Annotated in this window: 15 protein-coding genes; 11 read left to right on the top strand and 4 right to left on the bottom strand. The window is 58.8% G+C overall.

The features are described from left to right. Window positions 1-154: 154 nt before the first annotated feature. Together nuoH and F4X57_12150 are read right to left on the bottom strand one after the other, a co-directional pair. Window positions 155-1,270, bottom strand: a complete 1,116-nt coding sequence (gene nuoH / locus F4X57_12155; GenBank protein MYC07903.1) for an NADH-quinone oxidoreductase subunit NuoH — start codon at window positions 1,268-1,270, stop codon at window positions 155-157. 146 nt (window positions 1,271-1,416) lie between these two features. Beyond that, window positions 1,417-2,175, bottom strand: a complete 759-nt coding sequence (locus F4X57_12150) for a glucose 1-dehydrogenase (GenBank protein ID MYC07902.1) — start codon at window positions 2,173-2,175, stop codon at window positions 1,417-1,419. Window positions 2,176-2,299: 124 nt separating this feature from the next. On the opposite strand from F4X57_12150, the gene F4X57_12145 reads away from it, so the two are divergent. The 4 genes from F4X57_12145 (at window position 2,300) to F4X57_12130 (ending at window position 6,124) form a co-directional block, all read left to right on the top strand. Further along, window positions 2,300-2,851 (top strand): Uma2 family endonuclease, encoded by a 552-nt coding sequence (locus F4X57_12145; protein MYC07901.1) that lies wholly within the window; start codon window positions 2,300-2,302, stop codon window positions 2,849-2,851. Between the two features lie 134 nt (window positions 2,852-2,985). After that, window positions 2,986-4,425 (top strand): DUF1800 domain-containing protein, encoded by a 1,440-nt coding sequence (locus F4X57_12140; GenBank protein ID MYC07900.1) that lies wholly within the window; start codon window positions 2,986-2,988, stop codon window positions 4,423-4,425. Between the two features lie 92 nt (window positions 4,426-4,517). After that, window positions 4,518-5,543, top strand: a complete 1,026-nt coding sequence (locus F4X57_12135; GenBank protein ID MYC07899.1) for a 6-bladed beta-propeller — start codon at window positions 4,518-4,520, stop codon at window positions 5,541-5,543. A gap of 29 nt (window positions 5,544-5,572) precedes the next feature. Further along, window positions 5,573-6,124 (top strand): Uma2 family endonuclease, encoded by a 552-nt coding sequence (locus F4X57_12130; GenBank protein MYC07898.1) that lies wholly within the window; start codon window positions 5,573-5,575, stop codon window positions 6,122-6,124. Window positions 6,125-6,188: 64 nt separating this feature from the next. Here the strand turns inward: F4X57_12130 and F4X57_12125 are convergent, their stop codons facing one another. After that, window positions 6,189-6,908 carry a siderophore biosynthesis protein SbnG gene (locus F4X57_12125; GenBank protein MYC07897.1) on the bottom strand — a complete coding sequence of 240 codons (720 nt, stop codon included), beginning with the start codon at window positions 6,906-6,908 and terminating at the stop codon, window positions 6,189-6,191. 226 nt (window positions 6,909-7,134) lie between these two features. Here F4X57_12125 and F4X57_12120 point away from each other — a divergent pair, with 226 nt between their 5' ends. From F4X57_12120 to F4X57_12090, 7 genes are all read left to right on the top strand, one after another. Next, on the top strand, window positions 7,135-8,082 hold the full coding sequence (locus F4X57_12120) for an ATP-binding cassette domain-containing protein (GenBank protein MYC07896.1): 948 nt from the start codon (window positions 7,135-7,137) through the stop codon (window positions 8,080-8,082). Between the two features lie 140 nt (window positions 8,083-8,222). Continuing rightward, window positions 8,223-9,020 (top strand): ABC transporter permease, encoded by a 798-nt coding sequence (locus tag F4X57_12115; GenBank protein ID MYC07895.1) that lies wholly within the window; start codon window positions 8,223-8,225, stop codon window positions 9,018-9,020. A 343-nt stretch (window positions 9,021-9,363) separates the two neighbouring features. Further along, on the top strand, window positions 9,364-9,915 hold the full coding sequence (locus F4X57_12110; protein ID MYC07894.1) for a Uma2 family endonuclease: 552 nt from the start codon (window positions 9,364-9,366) through the stop codon (window positions 9,913-9,915). Window positions 9,916-9,964: 49 nt separating this feature from the next. Further along, complete coding sequence (locus F4X57_12105) at window positions 9,965-11,251, top strand: hypothetical protein (GenBank protein ID MYC07893.1); 1,287 nt, start codon at window positions 9,965-9,967, stop codon at window positions 11,249-11,251. A gap of 46 nt (window positions 11,252-11,297) precedes the next feature. Continuing rightward, the gene (locus tag F4X57_12100) at window positions 11,298-11,729 is read left to right on the top strand and encodes an NUDIX domain-containing protein (GenBank protein MYC07892.1); all 432 of its coding nucleotides are present in this window, start codon (window positions 11,298-11,300) and stop codon (window positions 11,727-11,729) included. Window positions 11,730-11,973: 244 nt separating this feature from the next. Continuing rightward, complete coding sequence (nrdR, locus tag F4X57_12095; protein MYC07891.1) at window positions 11,974-12,537, top strand: transcriptional repressor NrdR; 564 nt, start codon at window positions 11,974-11,976, stop codon at window positions 12,535-12,537. A gap of 392 nt (window positions 12,538-12,929) precedes the next feature. Then, on the top strand, window positions 12,930-15,557 hold the full coding sequence (locus F4X57_12090; protein ID MYC07890.1) for an adenosylcobalamin-dependent ribonucleoside-diphosphate reductase: 2,628 nt from the start codon (window positions 12,930-12,932) through the stop codon (window positions 15,555-15,557). A gap of 58 nt (window positions 15,558-15,615) precedes the next feature. Here F4X57_12090 and F4X57_12085 read toward each other — a convergent pair whose 3' ends face one another. After that, on the bottom strand, window positions 15,616-16,482 hold the full coding sequence (locus F4X57_12085; protein MYC07889.1) for a restriction endonuclease: 867 nt from the start codon (window positions 16,480-16,482) through the stop codon (window positions 15,616-15,618). Window positions 16,483-16,492 lie beyond the last annotated feature (10 nt).

Here is a 16,492-nt window from a genome sequence, read left to right as displayed (position 1 = left end):
GAGTATGCGCCTTTGTGGTCATGATGAATCCCTTACGTTCGCGGGTATGCGCTTGCCGGGTTCGGCGCCGCTTGCGCCGTCCGTTCAACCTTGCTCAGGTCGCTCAACGCTATTCACGCCATTCTTCCCTGCGTCTTGTCGCGCCGTCTCGCCGCTATCGCCGCAGGCTTGCTGCGCTGTACACGGACACGGTGTTGCGCTCCATGCGCGTGCCGGCGTTGCGGACGATTATGTAGAAGGTTATGGCTAATGTTATCACAGACAGCAGCGACAACACCCAGAGAGGCAAGCCGTAGAACAGCACCGCGCCGACCAACACGATGTTGACGAACGACAGCGGTACTAGCAGCTTCCAACCGAACGACATCAGTTGGTCGATACGAAGGCGCGGGTATGTGCCACGAATCCAGAATATGACTAGGATGACGGCGTATGTCTTGACCATAAACCACAGCACGGAAAGCGCCGAGTGCGCCAATCCGTCGAATGGCATCGTGGGCCAGCCCCAGCCTCCGAGGAACAGCAGCGCCGTCAGCGCTGCTATCGTGAAGGTGTTGATGTACTCCGCGAGGAAGAACACCGCCCAGTGTGCGCCGCTGTATTCCACGAACGGACCGCCAACGACCTCGCTTTCCGCGTGGTGTATGTCGAACGGCGTGCGCCCTAGCTCGGCGAGACCCGCAGTCAGGAACAGGAACAGGCTCAGCGGCAGAATCAGCGCGTAGGCGAATGTGGATTGCGCAGCGACAATCTCGCGCAGGTTGAGCGTCTGCGCCAGCATCGCAATGGCGAGGACCGCCATGATGAATGGAATCTCGTAGCTGACGAGCTGCCCGGCGGCGCGAAGTCCGCCCAGCATCGCGTACTTATTCGCCGAGCTCCAGCCCGCCATCACAAGCCCCATCACCGACAGCACCGATATGGCTACGATGTAGAACAGCCCCAGGTCGAGGTTGGCGAGCGCGACATCGCGTGCGACAGGTATCGTAACCCACAGCAGGAACGCGGGCACGAACACTGCGAGCGGCGCAAGCCAGTAGATACGGCGGTCCGCCCAAGACGGCAGGATGTCTTCCTTGGAGACGAGCTTCATGGCGTCCGCGATGGGTTGCAGCGCGCCGTGAAAGCCCACGCGCATCGGCCCCATACGCATCTGTATGCGCGCCAAAGCCTTGCGCTCCAGCCAAGTGAGCACAAGCACCATCACCGATAGGAACACCAGCAACGCCGCCGCGCCCGCGACAATGTATAAGCCTTGTGTCGAGGTCATTTGTTCTTGCCTATCGATATTACCCAAGTAATTTTAGTGTGCGGGAATTATATCCTAAACTAGACAATGCCTTTGAAGTGGAGGATGGGACAATTGGAATGGTATTCCTGCAAGAGCGTGGATGCAGGAAGGGACGATATGAATGCTTACTGCGCCACCCAACCGCCGTCCACGACTACCTCACTGCCGGTTACATAGGACGATTCGTCGCTGGCAAGGTAAAGGGCAACGTTGGCGATTTCGATTGGCTCTGCGAACCTGCCTAGCGGGATGCGGGAAAGCGTGACCTCAGTGTACGAAGGGTCTCCGCGGCGGCTCTCGGTCATGGGGGTTGCGACCGGCCCGGGATGTATGGAGTTGGCGCGGATGCCGTCCGGCGCGAACTGTATCGCCGTGGACTTCGTCAGGATGCGAACCGCGCCTTTGGATGCATGATACTGAGCGCTGGTGATGTCAGTCGCCACGATGCCCAGCTGCGACGATATATTGATTATGGACCCGCCGCCCGCGTCTTGCATTGCCGGGATCGCCGCCTTCGTGCCGAGAAACACACCCTTGCCGTTGATGTCCAACACGCGCTCCCAGTCCTCGACGGCAGTGTCTTCTATCAAGCCGCCCATACCGCCGATGCCCGCGTTGTTCACCAGGATGTCCAGCCTGCCAAAGCGCGATACCGTTGCCGCGATGGCGTCCTGCCAGTTGGATTCGCCGGTTACATCAAGGTGGATGTAGAGGCAGTCGCCGCCGCTCTCGTTGATTTCGGCTTCGACCGCGTGTCCGTCGTCGTCGAGTATGTCACCGATTGCGACTTTCGCGCCCTCTCGGGCGAATAGGCGGGCTTCCTCCGCGCCCATGCCGCGCGCGCCGCCGCTGATGAATGCCACTTTGCCGTCGAGTCTGCCCATTGTGCCGCCTCCTTATAAAGTACGGTTTCGGTAGAGCGGTTACTGCCGTGTTCGTAGTGTATCATGGGCGCAGAAACTAACTGTGTGGAGTGCAGGCGCAACAGCGGCAAAGGAAGGTGTTGCCATGACAACGAAGACGCAATTGATGACAGCCGACGAACTGCTCGCCATGCCTGATGATGGCTACCGCTATGAGTTGATACGGGGAGAACTGATAAAGATGGCGCCTGCGGGACATGTGCATGGACGAGAAGGCAATAGGGTCAATGTAAGACTGTCTATGCATGTGTATGAGAACGGCTTGGGGGAAACTTATCTTGCCGAGACCGGCTTTGTGCTGACGAGGTCGCCGGATACTGTACTTGCGCCCGATGCGTCTTTTGTGCGCCGTGAACGAGTTGAAGAGGTTGGAGATGTTCCAGGCTACTTCCCTGGCCCGCCGGACCTTGCAGTTGAAGTGATTTCACCCAATGACCGTCTTACGGAAGTCGCGGCGAAGGTCGCCGACTGGCTCGACCATGGCACGCTCATGGTCATCGTGGTGAACCCGCGCAACCATACGGCGCAGGTCCACACGCCCGACGGCGTAACATCGCTCACCGAAGGCGACACGCTGGACGGCGGCGATGTGCTGCCCGGGTGGAGCATGCCCGTCGCTGATATTTTCGGCAAGTAACTTACATTGATGGACATGATGGGCGGGATTGCTGGGGATGTGAGGGGTGCGGGCTAGGGCAATTGACGCTGTGCGGCGGACTTTGTAGCATGCGCTGAAATCTCTAATTTGCGCGCGATTGCGGAGGCGATATTATGGGCAGGCAAGATACCGAACTTATGGGGCACCTAATGCGGCGTGCGGGCTTCGGCGCGAGTCGCAACGAGATTGAAGAACGCGTGCAACACGGCTACGCAGCGACCGTCGATGAGCTGCTAGACCCCGGCGATGCGCAGTGGCTCGGCGACTTTATCGTGCGGCGCTTCGACTTGGAAGCGTCAGGGATGATCAACTATCCCGGCGCAGCGCGAAAATGGCTGTATCGCATGGTTACATCCACCGCGCCGCTGCAGGAGAAAATGACGCTCTTCTGGCACGGCATCTTCGCCACGGGCATGCCGAAAGTCGTCGTTGGCAAGGTGCTGTCCGATCAGGTGGACATGTTCCGGCGATACGGCATGGGCAAGTTCGACCGGCTGCTGCTGGAACTCGCCAAGAACCCGGCGATGATTGTCTGGCTGGACAATCAAGACAACCACAAAGACGCCATCAACGAAAACTGGGGACGCGAACTGCTCGAGCTGTTTTCCATGGGCGTGGGCAACTACTCGGAGCAGGACATCAAGGAGTGTGCGCGGGCGTTCACCGGCTGGACAATCGGCAACACCGAGTACATGATGGTGCGCGCCGAACGCGATTCGGACTGGCCATACGGCAGGATAGACTACTACTTCGAGTATCGCGCCGAAGACCACGACGAAGGCGAAAAGACATTCCTCGGGCAGACGGGCAACTTCGACGGCGAAGACATCATCGACATCATCTGCCGTCAGGAAGCCACCGCCCGCTTCATCGCGCGGCACCTGTATCACTTCTTCGTCGCGGACGAGCCGCCCGTGCCGTCTTGGCCCTACACGCCGCCGCGCGATGAACACGCCATCGACACGCTTGCTCAGGCATATTTCGACAGCGACTACGACATCACCGAGATGTTGCGCGTGCTGTTAAATTCGGACTTCTTCAAGGCGGAGAACGCGCGCTACGAAAAGGTCAAGGGGCCGGCGGAGTTCGCCGTTGGCATACTGCGAATGACGCGCGAGTTCGAGATACCGAACCGCGAGATGATAAACAGGTTCCGTCAGATAAACTGGATGGGGCAGGAGCTGAACAACCCGCCAAGCGTTGAGGGCTGGCACCAGGGGCTGGAGTGGATAGACACCGGCACGCTGATGGAGCGCATCAACTTCGCGTCCGAGCAGCTCGGCGACCTGAGCAAGCCGGGCGTGCGGCAGATGGTGGACAGCATCGTGGCAGATAGCAACGGCGGCGCGTCTGATGGCAGCGTGTCTGGCGGCAACGGCGCGCGCTCGGAGGCGATGGTCAGCCGCTGCCTAGAGCAGATGGGCGAGCTGTCCGTGTCCGACGACACCCGCACCGCGCTGCGTTCCATCGCCGGCCAAGACGGCGACGCACGGCAGAACGTCGCACAGATGCTCCGCCTAACCGCCGCATCCGAAGAGTTCCAGCGGAGTTAGTGTGTCAGTCGGTCAGTCAATCAGTTCGTCAGTCCTTCCCCTCTATGGAAGGTTAGTCAATCAGTTCCTTCCCCCAAAGGGGGAAGCCTAGGATGGGGGCTAATATGAGCAAGCAGGATAGCGTTCTCGAATACGACCTGACCATCGGGCTGATTGCGATGGAGGGTCGCGGCTTTGAGTATCCGACAGACTTGGTTGCCGCGGAGAACGGCAGGCTGTATGTCGCCAACCGCGCGCGCGACCTTGGCGAGCGTGGCGTGCGCGTTACCGTAACGGACATCGACAGCGGCTATTACGGCACATTCGCGCACCACGGCACCGGCGGCGGCAACATGATTTCCCCAATGTGCATCGCCAAAGACGGGCAGGGGCGGCTGTACATCACTGACGACTACACGCACAGCGTCAGCGTATTCGACTTCGATGGCAACTTCATTCGCCGCTGGGGTTCGCGCGGCGGCGGCAATGGCGAGTTCAACGGACCATCCGGTATCGACACAGACTCCGATGGCAACATCTACATCACGGATACGCACAACAACCGCATCCAGAAGTTCACTTCCGGCGGCGAGTTCGTCCTCGCATTCGGCTCGCGCGGCGGATGCAGCGGCGAGTTCGAGATGCCTTGGGGCGTAACCGTCGCGCCCAGCGGCGACCTGTACATCGCAGACTGGGGCAATGACCGCATCCAGCGATTCTCGTCCGCAGGCGAGTTCGTCGCATCCTACGGCAGACCGGGCAGCGGAGACGGCGAGCTGCTGCGTCCGTCCGGACTCGCGGTCGATGAGCGCGGGTATATGTATGTGTCCGACTGGGGCAACGAGCGCGTGCAGGTGTTTGACGCAAGCGGCGCGTTCTTGCAAAGTTTGCGCGGCGAGGCGGGTTTGTCGAAGTGGGCGGCGAACTTCTTGGAAGTCAACCGCGAAGAGGGCGAAGCGCGCGCCAAGTCCAACCTTGAGCCGTCGCTAGAAGTGGACGACGCCGACGACCCGCACACGCAGTCAGGCTACATCGAAAAGTACTTCTGGGCGCCCATGTCCGTCAAGCTAGACACCGCCGGCCGAGTGTATGTTACGGACGGAAACCGGCACAGGATACAGGTGTACCGGCGGGTATAGGGCTAACAGGATGGGGAGGATTTAGCGATATGGCGACGACAGCGCGGTTGATGACGGCGGAAGAGCTGCTGGAAATGCCGGACGACGGGTTTCGGTATGAGCTGGTGAGGGGGGAACTGGTACAGATTATGGGAACAGGCTTGGAGCATGCTTACATCGCGGACAACTGTTATGGGAGCATTAGAGATTATGTCATGGGCGCAAATCTTGGCAGGGTGTTTTCCAGCCAGTTGAGTTACATATTGGCGCGCGACCCTGACACGGTGCGAATACCTGACCTCGGCTTCATTCGGCGCGAGAGGTTGGAAACCGTAGGCGTGATACAAGGCTACTTCCCCGGCGCGCCCGACCTCGCAATTGAGGTAATATCACCCAGCAACTCCTACTCGGACGTGGCGGAGAAAGTATTCGATTACCTGGTGGCGGGAACGTTAATGGTAATCGTGCTGGAGCCGCGTACTCATACGGTCAGCGTTCATCGCTCTCCGACGGATATTGTCGCGCTGACGGAAGCGGACACGCTGGACGGCGGGGATGTGGTCCCGGGCTGGCGCATGGCGGTGTCGGAGATTTTTGAGTAGGGTCTTACATGGATGAATAGGATAGACAGGATTTATCCCATCTATCCTGCCCATTCTGTTAGCCCTACCCTGCTACGAACGCCCTGCCTGCCGCCAGAAATGCGTAGTCGGCACGCATTGATGCCATTACATCGTCTGCCATTTGCCTGCCTGCGGCGTGGACGGCGTCTCGCACTGTCACCTCGAACTGCTGCACATCCGGGTGGTTCGGCTGCCCTTGCAAGCCCATTGACTGCGCGATGTCCTGCGCGCCGGACGCGAATAAGTCGATGCCCTCTACCGACAGGATGTCGTCCAAGTTGTCCAACACTTCGATGTCCTCGAGTTGCGCGATGACTAGGATGTTGTCGTTAGTGTGCGCCATGTAGTCCACGCCCGATGGGAAATCTCCGAAGTACGCGCCGCGACCGGAGCCGAAGCTGCGATGACCACGCGGCACATATCGGCATGCGTCCGCGAGCTGCCGCGCACGGTCGCCGTTGACGATGTGCGGTCCCGTGATGCCCATAATGCCCCTGTCCAAAAAGCGCAGTATCGTCGGATGCTCAATGTCCGGCACGCGCGCCATCGGCGTCAGCCCCGCCATATCCGCAAACCGGCACAGGTCGTCGAGCATATCGACAGTGAACGGCCCATGCTCGCTGTCGAACGACACGAAGTCGAACCCCGCGCGTCCCGCAATCTCAATCAGCGTAGGCGACGCGAACGAAAATCCGCAACCGTACGCCATCTCTCCCGCTTTCATCTTCGTTACAACATTGTTGACACGCATTTCACACTCCATAGATTAGCGGTGGTCAATTCACAGTTGTCAGTCGTGAGTTTGGGGGCGATGCGCGCGCTTGTCAAGTGCCAAGTCTGACATGGATTAACAAGAAATTAGAGGGAGAAAATCCGTTGACGGGGCACGGCACTTATTGCTATCTTGGATACAACAAGTAAAGAACGATTGTACTATTTACGCTAGTGTATCAAAGCACGGTGCAAGGTTAAGGAGACGCTACGAATATATGGATTACGCAGTACAGACGCACGGGATTTGCCGGACTTTTGGCGATGTGAAGGCGGTTGATTCGATTGACCTGAGCATTCCCAAGGGCGAGATTTACGGCTTTTTAGGGCCGAACGGCGCGGGCAAGACTACTCTTGTGCGCATGCTCATCACGCTGCTGCTGCCGAGCGCGGGCAGCGCGACTGTCGCCGGCTGCGATGTTGTCAGCGATGCGAACGCTGTCCGGCTGCGTATCGGCGCCGCGCTGCAGGACGCCGCGCTCGACCTGAAGCAGACGGGTCGCGAGCTGCTGAAATTGCAGGGTAGGCTGTACGGGCTGAACCGCCGCGAACTCGACACGCGGCTAGACGACCTCGCCGGGCTGGTGGACATCGGGGATGCGCTTGACCGCTTTATCGGCACATATTCCGGCGGCATGAAGCGGCGGCTCGACCTCGCGGCATCGCTGATACACAACCCGGAAGTACTGTTTCTCGATGAGCCTACCACCGGGCTAGACCCCATCAGCCGCGCGCGCGTCTGGGAAGAGGTGCAGCGCATCAACAAAGAACTGTCGGTGACGATATTCCTGACCACGCAGTATCTCGAAGAGGCTGACGCGCTTGCGGACCGCGTGGGAATCATCAGCCAGGGCAGGCTGATGGCGGAAGGCACGCCCGCCGAGCTGAAGCGCTCATTAGGCAACGATGTGATTTTCGTTCAGATGGACGGCGACGCGGATGAAGCAAGGGACGCCGTAGCCGAAGTGGACGGCGTAGTCGATGTGGACGCATCGGGCGGCGAGCTCATCATCCATGTGGTCAACGGAGCGGCGCACATCAGCGATGTCGCACTGGCTCTGAACGCCCATCATGTGAAAGTAACCGAGTTGACGCTGCGAACGCCAACGCTCGACGACGTATTCCTCAGCGTCGCGGGCGCGCGCATGGAGCAGGAAGCGGAGTAGGTCTGTCAGTGCGTCAGTGATGTGATGTGGTTCGACAAACTCACCACGAACGATTAGAGGCATTACCGACGCACTGACAGACTGAACGACTGACGCACTGAAATACTTCCGAAGGAGATACAGAATTGAGCCAAGCAGTAATGACTACGCCCACCGCGCCGCGAATTCGCGCCAGACGCGCGGGCTTTCTCCGCGATGTGCTGTCCGTGGCGATTCGTGCGCTGCGAGGCATCCCGCGCGACCCGGAGGCGATATACCCCGCGCTCATAATCCCGGTGTTCTTCTACGCCATCAATATCGGGGCATTGCAGGATGTCGCCGAGCGCATTCCCGGTCTCGATTACAAGGCGTTTCAGTTGCCGGTGGGCATCATCTTCGCCGTGACAGGCGTCTCTCGCGCCGTGACGATGGTAACGGACATTCAGTCGGGCTATTTCGACCGCCTTTCGCTGACGCCGATAAACCGGCTGGCGATGCTGCTGGGCTTCACGGTCGCAGACTTCGTGCTGGTCATCGCACTGACGCTGCCGGTCGTGCTACTCGGCTTCATCGTGGGCGTCAGGTTCGAGTCAGGCATACTGGGGCTGCTGCTGTTCGTGGCGCTATCGGGGCTATGGGGGCTAGCGTACACGGGCTTTCCGTACGCCATCGCGTTCAAGACGGGCAACCCGGCCGCCGTCAATTCGAGCTTCTTGCTGTTCTTTCCGTTCGTGTTCCTGACAACCGTGTTCGTGCCGCGCGAGGCGATGACCGGCTGGCTGGCGACAGTCGCCATATTCAACCCGGTTACATACCTGCTGGACGCGCTGCGCTCGCTCATCAGCGTGGGCTGGGACTTCGCGGCGCTGCTGAAAGGCATAGGCGCAATCGCGCTGGTCGGCACGGTGAGCGGCACGCTGGCGCTCACGACACTGCGCGGCAGAACCCGGCGCAAGTAGCCTCCTATCTAACAAAGACGATTTCACAAATGGAATTTGTACCTGTCATTTGCGATCTATCCCTGTCATTTCGAGCGAAGCGAGAAATCTAAAGTCGGAAATAGGTTTGCACATGCAACGATCCCTGCCTTCGCAGGGACATGCTTCAGATTCCTCACTGCGTTCGGAATGACAAGAAGAACGCGGAATGACAAAGGCAGCGAGGAATGACAACAATGGGCATTCGTGAAATCGTTTCTATCTAACAAGATGGACAAGATGGGTAGGATGTGTAGAATATGGGTGTGAAGCGGATTATGTCCGCCTCAATTACCGCCCTTTCCCCTCGCAGCGAGGTTCGCTTATGGTTACGACAACGAAACTGGTAACGGCTGACGAACTGCTTGCCATGCCGGACGACGGCTTTCGCTACGAACTGGTGAGGGGAGAGCTTAGGAAGATGGCGCCTGCAGGACGCGTGCATGGGAAACGAGGCAATAGAGTAAATGTAAGCCTGTCTCTGTATGTATATGAGAACGATCTGGGAGAGACTTATCTTGCCGAGACGGGCTTCCATCTTGAAACCGATCCTGACCATGTACTTGCCCCGGACGGGGCCTTTGTGAGCAAGGAACGTGAGGAGGCTACTCCTGAAGCGGGCGGATTCTTTCCCGGCCATCCCGACCTAGTAATCGAAGTCATTTCACCCAGCGACCGATATACCGAAGTTGAAGAGAAAGTCAAAGAATGGTTCAATGCCGGTACGCGGATGGTCATCGTGGTTAACCCGCGCAACCGCACGGTGAGGGTATATCGCTCGCTTGCCGACTCTGACCTGCTGGCGGAAGCGGACACGCTGGACGGCGGCGAAGTCGTACCCGGCTGGCGATTGCCGGTAGCCGATATATTTTCCTAGAAACCGACCGATTACAATCGTCCACACTGAACCATCGGGAGGGACAGCCATGAAAATACTGCTCATCGCCACCAATCAGGCAGACCGATTTATGGATCGCATGGTGGTGCGCCCCGTGCCCATCGGCTTGGCGTACCTCGCTGCGAGCGTGGACGAAGAGCGCCACACGCTCCGAGTGCTCGACCTGATGTTTGCGGACGATGCCGTATCGCAAGTCGCCGACGCGGTGAGCGAGTTTGAGCCGGACCTCATCGGGCTGTCCATCCGCAACCTCGACAATCAGAGCAGCCTCAACCCGGTGTGGAACTTGCCCGCCGTGCGCGACATCATAGATCGCATACGGCAAATCAGCGCCGCGAAGACGCTTGTTGGCGGCCCCGCGTTCAGCATCCTGCCGTCCGAATGCATGGATTATGTCGGCGCGGACTTGGGCATCGCCGGTGACGCTGCCGAAGCGTTCGCCACGCTGGTAGAGCGCCTCGACAACGGCGCGGACTACCGCGACATACCGGGAATCGTGTACCGCGACGACGCCAACGACGGGCAGATAGTCGTCAGCGAGGGCAGATTCACATCGAACTTCCACCGCTCGCCGCGCCTAGATTTGCTGGATATGCGCGCCTACAACGGCTCCGGATTCGGCGTGGGCGTGGTTACCAAACTGGCGCAGTCGTACTACCCGACGCCGGGCGCGAACTACAGCGGCGACGATTGGCGCATCCGCGATCCACAAGAAGTAGTGGACGAAATCCGCGCGCTCGACGACGATTTCGGCATAAACAAGGTGTTCTTCATCGACAGCGGCTTCAACATCCCAGCCGAGCACGCCAAGGCGACCTGCCGCGCGATTATCGACGCCGGTGCGCGCGTGCGCTGGAACAGCTACGTGCGCCCGTCCGAAGACGCCGACGCCGAGCTTATGTCGCTGATGAAGCAGTCCGGTTGCTCGCTCGCGCTGATGGCGGAAGGCGGACGCGGCGGAGAGGGTCTCGACGACAGGCTGGCAGGCTTGGAGCGTATGGCAGACTTGTGCCGGGACGCAGGCTTGCCGTTCACGATGAATGTAACATTCGGCGAGCCGGGCGAGACAAAAGCGTCCGTAGAGCGCAAGCTAGACTTCCTGAAGCGCGTGAAGTCCGTGTTCGCGGTGCTGCGCGTAGGCACGCGAGTCTTGCCCAACACCGCCGTAGCGCAAACAGCCCTCGCCGAAGGACAAATAGCCTCCGAATCCGAGCTTATGCGCCCAACGTTCTACATTGAACCCCAAGTGCGAGATTGGCTCGCCGACCACCTCCGCGAAGCGGCAACCGACTATCCGCGCTGGAATCTGATGTAGATGATTAGATTGATTTGTGCCTCCGAACCTGCTGTCAGGAGACTACATGCTTAAAGCTAAAGTTGCAGCACATCTTATCTTGGTGAACGGCCGCAACGAGATTCTCATGCTGCGGAGATTCAACACGGGATTCAAGGATGGCGAGTATGGTCTCGTTGCTGGTCATGTGGAGGATGGGGAGAGCCTGAAGAGTGCGATGATAAGGGAGGCGCGCGAGGAAGCGAGCATTGTCTTGTCGCCCGATGAGATGGAAGTTGTCGGTGTAATCCCTTCTCTTTTCGATGAGTATGTGTACTTCTTCTTAAGCGTTGATGGTTGGTGTGGCGACGCCAAGAACATGGAACCTGACAAGTGCGATGATATGAGGTGGTTCCACCTTGGAGACCTTCCTGAGAATACAGTGTCTTACATTAGGCAGGCGATCGGGAATTATGTCGATGGGAAGTGGTTCAGCGAGATCAAAGCTGCTGACATTTAGCGCTTCTCCACCAATTCTCAACAACGCCTGACTCGGAAATTTTCCGTTGTTCTGCAGACGTCGTGAATTCACCAAGTTCGGTCGTCTGCGCGCCTTCATCTCGGGCAATCCATGCATTCTATACCACAGCCTCAGTGCCTCATATTCGCCGTTGACAGTGCCCTTAGTACAAGATATAGTGGTGGCATTATCACAAAACGCGATATATTGTATGTTTTCTAATACTTTAGATAGATAAAGTTTAATGCGCTGTCCTTACTGCGATTGCTCCAATACGAAGGTTGTGGACTCGCGAGAGTCCGGCGTTAGCATACGCCGGCGGCGCGAGTGTTCGCTCTGCGGCAGGCGATTTACGACATACGAGCGCGCGCAGATGAAGTCCATGATGGTCGTCAAGCGCGACGGCAGACGCGAGGAGTTCAGCCGCGACAAACTCTGGGCGAGCCTCACGAAGGCGTGCGCCAAGCGTCCGCTCACGGTCGGCAGCATCGACAAAGTGATCGACGAAATAGAGGCGCACCTGTCCGAGCAGAGCAAGGCGGAGTTCCCGTCGCAGTCCATCGGCGCAATGGTGATGTCCAGGCTGTCGAGCTTGGATCAGGTCGCGTACATTCGCTTCGCCAGCGTCTATCTCGACTTCGGCGATGTGGAAAGCTTCAAGACGGAAATCGACGCGCTGCTCGACACCGGCGCGATGCGCAACGGCAACTCCGACATCAACCAGCTCGCCCTGTTGGACGGCGACATCGCCGCATCCGCGCCCTCGCCGGAAAGCACGGCGCACCCGCATGCAAAACCGCCTGCCTAGCGCCTGAAGTATCTCTGTTCCCTGCCACTCTACTTCAAGAGTCCCTTCCTAATTGCTAGGAGCTCATGATGGAAGAAATCTAGGATGGGGTAAGGAACAAATCGGACAACATTTGCCTAATATGGCTGTTCCAATTTACGAATATGCGTGCTAAAATAACAGTCCGCCTGATATGGAATGACTAGACTGCATGAGAATGAATAGCAACAGAATTGATGGAAATATCGTCAGATTTTCCTGAAATCTGTGGAAAAAACACAACGAAATCGAGACTCAAATAGGGTATTTTTTATTTTCAGTCAGAAATATGACAACGGATTTGGCGCAACGATCAATCGCAATTCGGCGCAATTCGGCGCAATTCGGTTCGATGCGGCAAGGAAGAAGGGGCTGTGTTAAAGGAACGCAACACTAACAGTTCTGACGGTGGATACACGCATCAGGCGGCGCGCGATGCCGACCTGCGGCGGGCGCTCGCAGAGCATGGCATCGCAAGCGAGCATATCAACGAGGTGCTCGCCCAGCTGAATGTCCTTGCGGCTGCGCCTGCAAACGACGCGGCAACCGAGAACGGTAGCAACGGCAGTGGCGCGTATAGCAGCAATGCCAACGGCAGCGACGCATTACCGCGCTCTGCGGCGCTGTCCGAGAACGCGCGCATCATCATGCAGCAGCGCTACCTGATGAAAGGCGACGACGGCGAGCCGGTCGAAGACCCGGACGGGCTGTTCCACCGCGTATCCAACGCCGTGGCGCAGGGAGAAATGCCGGAAGCCCGCAAGGTTTGGGCACGCCGCTACTACGAGCTGATGACGTCGCTAAAGTTTCTACCGAACTCGCCGACGCTGGTCAACGCGGGCACCGGCGGGCGAGGATGCCTGTCCGCCTGCTTCGTGGTATCGCCCGACGACAATATGAACTCCATCATGCAGGTCGCCAGCGACGCCGCGATGATAGAGAAGTGGGGCGGCGGCATCGGCTTCGGCTTCTCGCGCTTGCGTCCCAGACGCGACCGTATCGCCACCACACACGGCGAGGCTTGCGGGCCCATCGCGGTGATGAAGCTATACTCGTCCGTCGGCGCAACGCTCACGCAGGGCGCGTTCCGGCTGGGCGCGCACATGGGGCAGCTCAGCATCACGCACCCCGATGTGCGCGAGTTCATTCACTGCAAGGACAACGACGACACTCTGCAAAACTTCAACATATCGGTGCAGATTACCGACGACTTCATGCGCGCCGTGAACAACGACGAAGATTGGTCGTTCTACAACCCGCGCGACACGGGCGACGGTCCGGTCAACGAGGTTGTGGACACGGTTCGCGCGCGCGACCTGTGGCGCGAAATCTGCGAATCCGCGTGGAAGACCGGCGACCCCGGCGTGGTCTTCATCGACCGCGTCTGGGACACGCAGCCCAACCCGCAGATGGGCGACATCCAGACGAGCAACCCGTGCGGTGAAGAGTTCTTGGAGAACTACGGCAACTGCTGCCTTGGCTCTATCAACCTTGACAAGCATGTGACCGCCGGCGGCTTCGACTACGACAGTCTCGAAGATACGGTGCGGACGGCGGTGCGCTTCCTCGACGATGTTATCGAAGTCAACCAGTTCCCGATGCCGAAACTGCGCGAGGTGAATCTCGCCACGCGGCGCATCGGTCTGGGCGTGATGGGCTGGGCGGACGCGCTCATCCGCATGGGTGTGCCATACGACTCGCCGCGCGCGCTGCAGCTCACCGAAGAGGTGGCGGGCTTCATGAACAAAACGGCGTGGGACGAATCCGCGCGGCTCGCCGCAGAGCGCGGTCCGTTCCCCGAGTACGAAGACTCCGCGCTCAAGACTCGTGGATTGCCGCCCGTTCGCAACTCCAGCGTCATAACCATCGCGCCGACCGGCACGATAAGCCGTCTCGCGGATTGCTCGTCCGGCATCGAGCCGCACTTCGCCAACGCGTGGTGGTCGAATGTGCTGTGGAAGGGCAGCGACGGCGCGGGTGAAGCGGCCGAACGCCTGCTGGACGCGCCGAAGTCGGTCTGGGAAGCATTGCGAGAGCGTCTGGACGACGAGGAGCAGGTACGCGCCGTGCTGGAGCAGCTCGCGGACGCGCCCGCCGACGCAGAGCGCATATTCACCGAGAACGGAATCGACCCGGCGCACTTCCGCACCTCCATGCTCATCAGCCCGGAGGCGCATGTGCGGATGCAGGCGGCGTGGCAGAAGTATGTAACGAACTCGGTATCGAAGACCATCAACCTACCCAACAGCGCAACCATCGAGGATGTCGAAGCTGCCTATTATCTGGCGTGGCAGACGGAATGCAAGGCGGTTACGGTGTATCGCGACGGCTCTAAGTCGATGCAGGTATTGGAGACAGGCAAGGACTCCGACACCGCGGACGATGCCGTCGCGGGAGACGCGAACATGGACAAGAACGGCTTCCTCGTGCCGCGCGAGCGTCCTACGGCGGTGCTGGGCATAACGGAGCGCGTTCGCACCGGGCACGGCACGATGTATGTAACCGTGAACTTCGACAACGACAATATGCCGTTCGAGCTGTTCACCGCCATCGGCAAGGCGGGCGGCAGCGAGCCGGCGCACCTCGAAGGACTGTCGCGCATGGTGACGCTGTGCCTACGCTCCGGCATCGACCCGAACGCGATAATCTACCACCTGAGCGGCATCACATCCGAGCCGATGTGGGACAACGGCGTGCTAATCCGCTCGGCGGAAGACGGCGTGGCGCATGTTCTGAAGAAGCACCTGAACGGCCCGAACAACCCGGGCGAATCGGGCGCGAAGAGCGACGGCGCGGCGCAGCTGGGCTTGTTCACCACGCCGAAGTTCGCCGAATCCGGCGCGACGTATGCGCCGAGCGCAGGGCAAGCGGACGCGGCGCAGCCGAGCGGCGACTATCAGCGCATGCATCTGCGCGCCGACTGCGCCACATGCCCTGGCCGCGTCATCCATCAAGAAGGCTGCCTGCGCTGCTTGGATTGCGGCTATACGAAGTGTGAATAGGGAGTAGCGCTGCTGACAGTTAAAAGAGGGACAGGTTTGCATGCCTGTCCCTCTTTTCTTACACGGCAATGTCAAAAGGCAGATCGCTTATGTCGCGCAGACGGTTGCCCTCTACCATGACTTCCAACATCTCCGACTGGTCTTCCATCTGCGGGTTAGTCCTGCAGACCTCATGTAGTTCGTCTAACGCAAAGTGATATACGCAGTCTATGTCGCCTGTGCCGAGGGCGAGGGACGCAATCCGCATCGGCAAGGGTTCAGCCGTTACCGCCACGATGTGTGGCAGATTTCCCTTGCGATTGCGAATTAGGTTAAGCGCTTCCGTCCGCGTATTCTGAGAACGGTCGCTACGAATTGTCCATTTGCACGATATGCTCGCATGCAATGTGGGATGCGGCGTGGACTGATTAGCGGATAGGAAAGGAGTGCGAGTCGCGCTACCCGAGTCGTCCAGAAAGTCTCTGCCGTTATTCGCTTCTTCCTGAGTTACCGGATGACGAGCGATGACTATGTCAGGCGTAACAATATATCCGTGCCCAAGCGCCGCAGACAGTGCCTGATTTTTGCTAACAAGCGAAGCGAGGCTTTCCAGATGCTGATATTGGGTGAAATTGGAAATCTGCGTCTGATTAGTCAGATATTGCCAACTGCCCGGTCGCAAATGTTGGATAGCCGTAAAAGCGCTTTCGATAAACTCACAGGTGAGGTTTTCGAACAAGTTTCCTGCTGTCTGCCCGGTAATCTTCGGACTCGTACGGAGCGGAATGCCTATCAACTCCGCGATTCCGCTTGCGATTAGTCTGCTCGACTGGCTGCTGACATCTGCAAAGTTGGGGTATAGACTACCGTTTCTTTCGGAATATCGGACTATGTCAGAACCGATTTTGGAATGATAAGTGTCGCGTAGTTCTGAAAGCGTGTACATAGGCGCAATC

The sequence above is a fragment of the Chloroflexota bacterium genome, from assembly GCA_009840355.1.
Taxonomy (GTDB): Bacteria; Chloroflexota; Dehalococcoidia; order Lucifugimonadales; family JADFKI01; genus Bin90.
Note: the sequence above shows the minus strand (reverse complement) of the source record. Positions and strands in the feature narration are given on the sequence as shown.

Bases quoted from the DNA above. Each gene is read 5' to 3' on its own strand.
- nuoH (MYC07903.1), bottom strand. From the start codon at position 1,270: ATGACCTCGACACAAGGCTTATACATTGTCGCGGGCGCGGCGGCGTTG.
- F4X57_12150 (MYC07902.1), bottom strand. From the start codon at position 2,175: ATGGGCAGACTCGACGGCAAAGTGGCATTCATCAGCGGCGGCGCGCGC.
- F4X57_12145 (MYC07901.1), top strand. From the start codon at position 2,300: ATGACAACGAAGACGCAATTGATGACAGCCGACGAACTGCTCGCCATG.
- F4X57_12140 (MYC07900.1), top strand. From the start codon at position 2,986: ATGGGCAGGCAAGATACCGAACTTATGGGGCACCTAATGCGGCGTGCG.
- F4X57_12135 (MYC07899.1), top strand. From the start codon at position 4,518: ATGGGGGCTAATATGAGCAAGCAGGATAGCGTTCTCGAATACGACCTG.
- F4X57_12130 (MYC07898.1), top strand. From the start codon at position 5,573: ATGGCGACGACAGCGCGGTTGATGACGGCGGAAGAGCTGCTGGAAATG.
- F4X57_12125 (MYC07897.1), bottom strand. From the start codon at position 6,908: ATGGAGTGTGAAATGCGTGTCAACAATGTTGTAACGAAGATGAAAGCG.
- F4X57_12120 (MYC07896.1), top strand. From the start codon at position 7,135: ATGGATTACGCAGTACAGACGCACGGGATTTGCCGGACTTTTGGCGAT.
- F4X57_12115 (MYC07895.1), top strand. From the start codon at position 8,223: ATGACTACGCCCACCGCGCCGCGAATTCGCGCCAGACGCGCGGGCTTT.
- F4X57_12110 (MYC07894.1), top strand. From the start codon at position 9,364: ATGGTTACGACAACGAAACTGGTAACGGCTGACGAACTGCTTGCCATG.
- F4X57_12105 (MYC07893.1), top strand. From the start codon at position 9,965: ATGAAAATACTGCTCATCGCCACCAATCAGGCAGACCGATTTATGGAT.
- F4X57_12100 (MYC07892.1), top strand. From the start codon at position 11,298: ATGCTTAAAGCTAAAGTTGCAGCACATCTTATCTTGGTGAACGGCCGC.
- nrdR (MYC07891.1), top strand. From the start codon at position 11,974: ATGCGCTGTCCTTACTGCGATTGCTCCAATACGAAGGTTGTGGACTCG.
- F4X57_12085 (MYC07889.1), bottom strand. From the start codon at position 16,482: ATGTACACGCTTTCAGAACTACGCGACACTTATCATTCCAAAATCGGT.